The 7,018-nt window shown below is 73.0% G+C and carries 5 protein-coding genes; 2 read left to right on the top strand and 3 right to left on the bottom strand.

The genetic code is table 11. The features are described 5' to 3' along the window. Positions 1 to 107: 107 nt before the first annotated feature. Both ACFC02_RS40840 and ACFC02_RS40835 read right to left on the bottom strand, forming a co-directional pair. Positions 108 to 320, bottom strand: a complete 213-nt coding sequence (locus ACFC02_RS40840; RefSeq protein WP_360980099.1) for a hypothetical protein — start codon at positions 318 to 320, stop codon at positions 108 to 110. Between the two features lie 142 nt (positions 321 to 462). Next, positions 463 to 2,103, bottom strand: a complete 1,641-nt coding sequence (locus ACFC02_RS40835) for an ABC-F family ATP-binding cassette domain-containing protein (RefSeq protein ID WP_376367815.1) — start codon at positions 2,101 to 2,103, stop codon at positions 463 to 465. Positions 2,104 to 2,222: 119 nt separating this feature from the next. Here ACFC02_RS40835 and ACFC02_RS40830 point away from each other — a divergent pair, with 119 nt between their 5' ends. Continuing rightward, the gene (locus tag ACFC02_RS40830) at positions 2,223 to 3,182 is read left to right on the top strand and encodes an NAD(P)/FAD-dependent oxidoreductase (RefSeq protein ID WP_376367813.1); all 960 of its coding nucleotides are present in this window, start codon (positions 2,223 to 2,225) and stop codon (positions 3,180 to 3,182) included. 78 nt (positions 3,183 to 3,260) lie between these two features. Here the strand turns inward: ACFC02_RS40830 and ACFC02_RS40825 are convergent, their stop codons facing one another. Then, on the bottom strand, positions 3,261 to 5,243 hold the full coding sequence (locus ACFC02_RS40825; protein ID WP_376367811.1) for a Xaa-Pro dipeptidyl-peptidase: 1,983 nt from the start codon (positions 5,241 to 5,243) through the stop codon (positions 3,261 to 3,263). 246 nt (positions 5,244 to 5,489) lie between these two features. Here ACFC02_RS40825 and ACFC02_RS40820 point away from each other — a divergent pair, with 246 nt between their 5' ends. Further along, positions 5,490 to 6,998 carry a M1 family metallopeptidase gene (locus tag ACFC02_RS40820; protein WP_376367809.1) on the top strand — a complete coding sequence of 503 codons (1,509 nt, stop codon included), beginning with the start codon at positions 5,490 to 5,492 and terminating at the stop codon, positions 6,996 to 6,998. Positions 6,999 to 7,018: the final 20 nt, after the last annotated feature.

Below are 7,018 nucleotides of genomic sequence, written 5' to 3'. Positions count from 1 at the left end.
CGCCTGGTGCGCGGGCCGGGCCCGGTGGCCGCGTCGCGGCGGTCCGCCGTCCGGCGCGCGCCACTGCCGGGGACGCACGAGCAGGCGGGCTGCCGCCGGCGGGGCCGTTATCGCGGATTCTGGCCGGGCGGCAGCGCGGAATGCGGGCGTGGGGAGGCGTTGCGCGCGCCGGGGCCGGGTCCGAAGGCGCCCGACGGCTGCCCCGTCCGCATCACCTGGTCGAGTTCGCGCCGTATGCTCGTGGCCGCGTCCCGGACCCGTGCGGGGACGTCACCGCGCTCGGCGACGAGCTGGTGGTAGATGGGGGCGTCTTGGAACATGGGCAACCATGCCTTTCTGTCTGCGGCTTCCTGGTCCGCGGCTTCTCTCCGCCGGGCAACGGTTGCCGAGTGTAAGGCCCCCTGGCAGCGGCACCTGTGGGCGCCTCCGGGGAGGTTCCGGGTTGTGTCGTGAAGACCGGAACTAGTGTTCGGTCACCTTGCCGTCGGCCACCTCCAGGCGCCGGGTCGTCCGTACCGCCTGGAGCATGCGGCGGTCGTGGGTCACCAGCAGGAGGGTGCCCTCGAAGGCGTCCAGGGCCGACTCCAGTTGTTCGATGGCCGGCAGGTCGAGGTGGTTGGTCGGCTCGTCCAGGACGAGCAGGTTGACGCCCCTGCCCTGGAGGAGGGCGAGCGCGGCTCTCGTGCGCTCGCCGGGTGAGAGGGTCGCGGCCGGGCGCAGCACGTGGTCCGACTTCAGGCCGAACTTGGCGAGCAGGGTGCGCACGTCGGCCGGTTCGGTGTCCGGGACCGCGGTGCGGAAGGCGTCCAGCAGCGACTGGGGGCCGTGGAAGAGGCGGCGGGCCTGGTCGACCTCGCCGACCAGGACGCCGGAGCCCACGGACGCGTGGCCCGCGTCCAGCGGAAGACGGCCGAGCAGGGCCGCCAGCAGGGTGGACTTGCCGGCCCCGTTGGCGCCGGTGACCGCCACGCGGTCCGCCCAGTCGACCTGGAGGGAGACCGGGCCGAGCGCGAAGGAGCCGCGCCGTACCTCCGCGTCGCGCAGGGTGGCGACGACCGCGCCCGAGCGCGGGGCCGCCGCGATCTCCATGCGCAGCTCCCACTCCTTGCGGGGCTCCTCGACGACCTCCAGGCGTTCGATCATGCGCTGGGTCTGGCGGGCCTTGGCGGCCTGCTTCTCGCTGGCCTCGCTGCGGAACTTGCGGCCGATCTTGTCGTTGTCGTTGCCCGCCTTGCGCCGGGCGTTCTTGACGCCCTTGTCCATCCAGGCCCGCTGGGTCTGCGCGCGGTCCTGGAGGGCGGCCTTCTTGTCGGCGTACTCGTCGTAGTCGTCGCGTGCGTGCCGCCGGGCCACCTCGCGTTCCTCGAGGTAGGCCGCGTATCCGCCGCCGTAGAGGTTGATGCGGCCCTGGGCGAGGTCGAGTTCGAGGACCTTGGTGACGGTGCGGGTGAGGAACTCGCGGTCGTGGCTGACGACGACCGTCCCGGCGCGCAGGCCGGTGACGAAGCGTTCGAGGCGTTCGAGGCCGTCCAGGTCGAGGTCGTTGGTCGGCTCGTCCAGCAGGAAGACGTCGTAGCGGGACAGGAGCAGGGAGGCCAGGCCGGCGCGGGCCGCCTGGCCGCCCGACAGCGACGTCATCGCCTGGTCCAGGTCGACGGCCAGGCCGAGCGAGCCGGCGGTCTCCTCGGCGCGTTCGTCGAGGTCGGCACCGCCGAGGCCGAGCCAGCGCTCCAGGGCGGCCGCGTAGGTGTCGTCCGCGCCGGGGGCGCCGTCGACGAGGGCCTGGGTGGCGTCGTCCATCGCCCGCTGGGCCTCGGCGACTCCGGTGCGGCGGGCCAGGAACTCCCGGACGGTCTCGCCGGGGCGGCGCTCCGGTTCCTGGGGCAGGTGGCCGACGGTCGCGGTCGGCGGGGAGAGCGTGAGTTCGCCCTGCTCGGGGGTGTCCAGCGCGGCGAGGAGGCGCAGCAGGGTGGATTTGCCCGCGCCGTTGGCACCGACGAGACCGATCACGTCCCCGGGCGCGACGACGAGGTCGAGCCCGGAGAACAGCGCGCGGTCGCCGTGCCCGGCGGCGAGGTTCTTGGCGACGAGGGTGGCAGTCATCAGACCGCCGATTTTAGGGCCTGTTCCGAGCGCCCCGTCGTCCGTGCGGAGCGCGGGCGCAGCGGTGTACGGGGCGGGCGGGGTGAGCCGGTCATGACACCGTCCGCTACGGTCGCCGTATGGACGGTGGACCGAGCGGTGACGTGGTGGTGGTCGGCGGAGGCGTCATCGGGCTGACGACCGCCGTGGTGCTGGCCGAGGGCGGCCGGCGGGTGCGGGTGTGGACGCGGGAGCCCGCCGAGCGGACGACGTCGGCCGTCGCCGGGGGCCTGTGGTGGCCGTACCGGATCGAGCCGGAGGCGCTCGTGGGCGACTGGGCGCTGCAGTCGTACGCCGTGTACGCGGAGCTGGCCGCGCGCCCGGATGAGACCGGCGTGCGGATGGTCGAGGGGGTGCACGGCGGGACCCGGCTGGACGGGCTCGGGCCGTGGGCGGCGCAGGTTCCCGGGCTGCGCGCGGCGCACGCCGGGGAGTACGCGGGGACCGCGCTGTGGGCGCGGCTGCCGCTGGTGGACATGCCGGTTCATCTGCCGTGGCTGCGGGAGCGGCTGCGGGCGGCGGGCGGCGTGGTGGAGGAGCGGACGGTCACGGATCTGGCCGCCGTGGACGCCCCGGTGGTGGTGAACTGCACGGGCCTGGGCGCCCGCGACCTCGTACCGGATCCGGGCGTGCACCCGGTCCGCGGTCAGCTGGTCGTCGTGGAGAACCCGGGGATCACGACGTGGCTGACCGCCGTCGACGACGTGTCGGCGTCCTCCACCTACTTCATCCCGCAGCCGGGCGGTCTGCTCCTGGGCGGGACGGCCGAGGAGGACGTCTGGTCGACGGAGCCGGACCCCGAGGTGGCCGAGCGGATCGTCGCGCGGTGCGCGGCCCTGCGGCCCGAGATCGCCGGGGCGCGGGTGCTGGAGCACCGCGTGGGGCTGCGCCCGGCGCGGCGCGCGGGCGTGCGGCTGGAGCGGACGGCGCTTTCGGACGGGCGCACGCTGGTGCACAACTACGGCCACGGCGGCGCCGGGGTCACCGTGGCCTGGGGGTGTGCGCGGCAGGCGGCCGGGCTGGTCCTCCCGGCCGCCTGAACCGCTCTTCGCGGCTGCTTCAGCCCTGTGTCGCGGCGCTGGTCCGGCGCCCTGCCGCGGGGCCGGCCGCGCGCTGTGTCACCGCCCGGGCAGCGGGTGCGTGGTGCGCTGCACCCGTACGCCGTCCAGGGGCCGCGGTGCCGTGGCGGACGGCGTCACGACGCCGGCGGGCGGGGAGCCCGCGGTGGCGCGGGCGAACGCCGCCGCGCCACCGACCAGCGGGACCCTGGCCGAGGTGCGCGCCAGGTCGAGGGTGAGCGTCGGGGTGGTGGACGGCGGATCGATGAGGTCCTTGTCCGTGCCCGCGACGATCAGTGCCAGGCGGTGGCCCCGGGGGACGACGTGGTCGGTCGCCGCCAGGTCCAGGGTGAGCGTGTACGCCCTGCCCGGGACGAGCGGGCCGCCCTTGCCGTCGCGGGTGTGGTGGCCGAGGTCGGCCCAGCCGCGGCTGAGGACCGTGAAGCCGACCTGGGTCGTCTTCGCCGCCGTCTCCTTGTAGCAGGAGCTGTCGCCCGCCGTGCTCGCGCCCCAGCAGGTGCGGTCGGTCAGGGTGGTGATGCCCTCACCGGCGTCGGCGTAGTCACGGATGGTGTCGGGGCCGAGGTCGACGAGGACGGCGGACAGGTGGGCCGAGGTGGTGGTCGGGGTCGCGGTCACGGTGACCTGAGAGGAGCCGGACAACCGCAGGTCGCGGCCGAGCGGCCCGGTCACGAAGCCGGCCTTGTCCGGGGTCGGTGTGTCGATCCGCGCGGCCCAGTCGGTCTCGCTCAGCTTCGGGTCGTCGGTGAACGTCTCGGTGGAGCGGGCGGGGCGCAGGCCGAGGGTGCCGACGCCGGTCCTGGCGCCGGGCGCGGGACGCAGGGTGGTCGTCGCGGTGCCGCGCGGCGGCCAGGCGGTGGAGGTCACCCACTGGTCGGGGTGGCGTTCGATGTCGGCCATGGGCTCGCGGTCGATGCCGTTGCGGTAGCCGAGGAGTTCGTGGTCGAACCAGCGGTGCAGGGTGTCGACCCAGGCACCGCGGCGGAAGTCGAAGGGGTCGACGTGGCCGGTCTGGGAGAGCCAGATCTTGCGCTGGACGCCGTGCTCGGCGAGGGCGTCCCACCACTGGCCGAAGTTCTTGGTGCGCACGTTGAGGTCCTGCATGCCGTGCACGAGGAAGACGCTCGCCCTGACCTTGGCCGCGTCCTTCACGTAGTCGCGCTCGGTCCACAGGGGGGTGCGGTCACCGGTGCGCGGGGCGCCGTCGACGAGCTTCTTCTGCACGGCGGCGCAGTGCGCGTGGGCGGCGTCGCTCTCCACCGCGTCGGACAGCCAGTCGGGCCCCGAGCCGTACAGCGGGGCGCCCTGGGCGAAGTAGTAGTCGTACCAGGAGGAGATGGCGCTGATCGGCACGATGGTCTTCAGGCCCTTGACGCCGGTGGCGGCCACGCCGTTGGCGATGGTGCCGTCCCAGCTCTTGCCGATCATGCCGGTCTTCCCGTCGGTCCAGCCGGCCTTGACCGGGGTGGAGCCGGTGCGGGTGGTGTAGGCGCGGGCGCGGCCGTTCAGCCAGTCGACGACAGCTTTGGCGGACTGGACGTCGGATCGGCCGCCGACGTCGACGCAGCCGTCGGAGCGGTTGGTTCCGGCGAGGTCGACACCGACGACGGCGTAGCCGCGGGGCACGAAGTAGTTGTCGTAGAAGAGCGGCATCTGCACGACGCGGCCGTTCGCGTCGTACGTCTTCAGCTGGCTCTCGTTGCCGCGCCCGCAGCAGGAGTAGTACGGGCTGGCGTCCATGATCACGGGCACTTTCCGGCCCAGCCGGGCCGCCTCGCGGGGCCGGACGATGTCGGCGGCGACGCGGTCGGTCCTGCCGTCGCCGTCACCGTCGAGGCCGGTGTCGACCCAGACGGACTCGCGGACGGCGTCCGTGTAGGAGTAGACGGGCCGGCTCTCGCGCGGGGTGCGGGCGTCGTGCGGGGCGGCGTGCGCCGCGGGGCTGAGGAGAGCGGTCGCCAGGACGGCGATGACCGCCAGTGCGAGCGCTCTCCAGGTCGTCATGCGCATGCTGTTCGGCATGAGCGGGACGGTACAGGGGGCAACTGCGGCGCAGAAGAGGGAAACTGACGTGTCGCCGGGGCGAAGGGTTCGGAAGGGGCCGCAGGGGCGCGGGCGCGCACGGGAGCGCACGGGAGTGCACGGGAGTGCTTCACTCATGACGGCCGAATGGCGATCACGTGACAGCAGTGGCCATGGACATGACTGGGGCGGCAGGGACTCAATAGGCTCCGAACAGACTGCGTTCCCCTACGACTTGGAGCTGACGTGCACCGCAGAATCATCGTGCCGGGCACTCTGGCGGCGGCCTCCCTGTTGCTGGCGATCCCGGCGTCGGCCGCGAGCCACTCCCCCGGCGCGCCGGGTATCGGCGACCCCTACTACCCCGACTACGGCAACGGCGGCTACGACGTCTCCCACTACGACCTGCGGCTGACCTACCAGCCCGCGACGGACGAGCTGGAGGGCACGGCGACGATCTCGGCGCGGACCACGCAGGACCTGTCCAGCTTCGACCTGGACTTCCTGCTGGACGTGAGCGAGGTGCGGGTCAACGGGGCCAAGGCCGCGTTCACCACCGCGCGCCAGCACGAGCTGGTGATCACGCCGAAGAGCCCGCTGGCCAAGGGCACGCCGGTCACCGTGGTCGTCCGCTACCGCGGGGTGCCCTCCACGAAGAGCGCCTACGGCTTCACCACCTGGCACCGCACGCCGGACGGCGCGGTCGCGGCGGACGAGCCCGAGGCCGCCTGGTGGTGGTTCCCGAGCAACGACCACCCCAGCGACAAGGCCACCTACGACGTGTCGGTGGCGGTGCCGGACGGCACGCAGGCGATCTCCAACGGCACCCTCCAGTCGGTCTCCTCGAAGCTGGGCTGGACCCGCTACACCTGGCGGCAGAACAAGCCGCAGGCGACGTACCTGTCCACGCTGGCCCTCGGCAAGTTCGACATCACCACCGGTACGTCCGAGGGCGGTGTCCCGGTGATCAACGCCTACAGCAAGGACCTCGGCGACAACGACGGGGCGGCACGCGCGAGCGTGGAGCGGACCGGAGAACTCGTCGACTGGCTGAGCGGCTATTTCGGGCCGTATCCGTTCAGCTCGGCGGGCGGGTACGTGCCGAACACGACGACCGGGTACGCGCTGGAGACGCAGTCCCGCGTGTACTACAGCCCGAAGCAGTTCGCGAACGGCTCGAACACGTCCGTCGTCGTGCACGAGCTGGCCCACCAGTGGTACGGGGACAGCGTGAGCCTCAAGGGCTGGAAGGACATCTGGATCAACGAGGGCTTCGCGCGCTACGCGCAGTGGCTGTGGTCCGAGCACGAGGGCGAGGGCACCACGCAGGAACTGGCGGACTACGTGTACGCCTCCCACCCGGCCGACGACGCCTTCTGGACGGTGAAGCCGGGTGATCCGGGACCGGACGACCAGTTCGACGCGGCCGTCTACGACCGGGGTGCCGTCGCCATCCAGGCGCTGCGCAACGCGATCGGCGAGAAGGCGTTCTTCGCCCTGCTGAAGGGCTGGCCCCAGCAGCACGCCTACGGCAACGCCTCCGTGGCCGACTTCCAGAAGTACGCCGAGCAGGTCTCCGGCAAGCCGCTCGCCGCGCTCTTCGACACCTGGCTGTTCCAGCCGGTGAAGCCGGCCGCTCCCGCGGCGCGGGCGGCGTCCTTCGCCACGGCGCCGGCGCCGGCCCCGGCGCAGCCCAGGTCGTGGAAGAAGATCGAGGCGACGAACACCGTGCACGCCCCGTGTACCAGACAGTAAGTATTACACAAAACCGAGCC

The sequence above is a fragment of the Streptomyces sp. NPDC056160 genome (assembly GCF_042268205.1).
Classification (GTDB): domain Bacteria; phylum Actinomycetota; class Actinomycetes; order Streptomycetales; family Streptomycetaceae; genus Streptomyces.
Note: the sequence above shows the minus strand (reverse complement) of the source record. Positions and strands in the feature narration are given on the sequence as shown.

Bases quoted from the DNA above. Each gene is read 5' to 3' on its own strand.
- ACFC02_RS40840 (WP_360980099.1), bottom strand. From the start codon at position 320: ATGTTCCAAGACGCCCCCATCTACCACCAGCTCGTCGCCGAGCGCGGT.
- ACFC02_RS40835 (WP_376367815.1), bottom strand. From the start codon at position 2,103: ATGACTGCCACCCTCGTCGCCAAGAACCTCGCCGCCGGGCACGGCGAC.
- ACFC02_RS40830 (WP_376367813.1), top strand. From the start codon at position 2,223: ATGGACGGTGGACCGAGCGGTGACGTGGTGGTGGTCGGCGGAGGCGTC.
- ACFC02_RS40825 (WP_376367811.1), bottom strand. From the start codon at position 5,243: ATGCCGAACAGCATGCGCATGACGACCTGGAGAGCGCTCGCACTGGCG.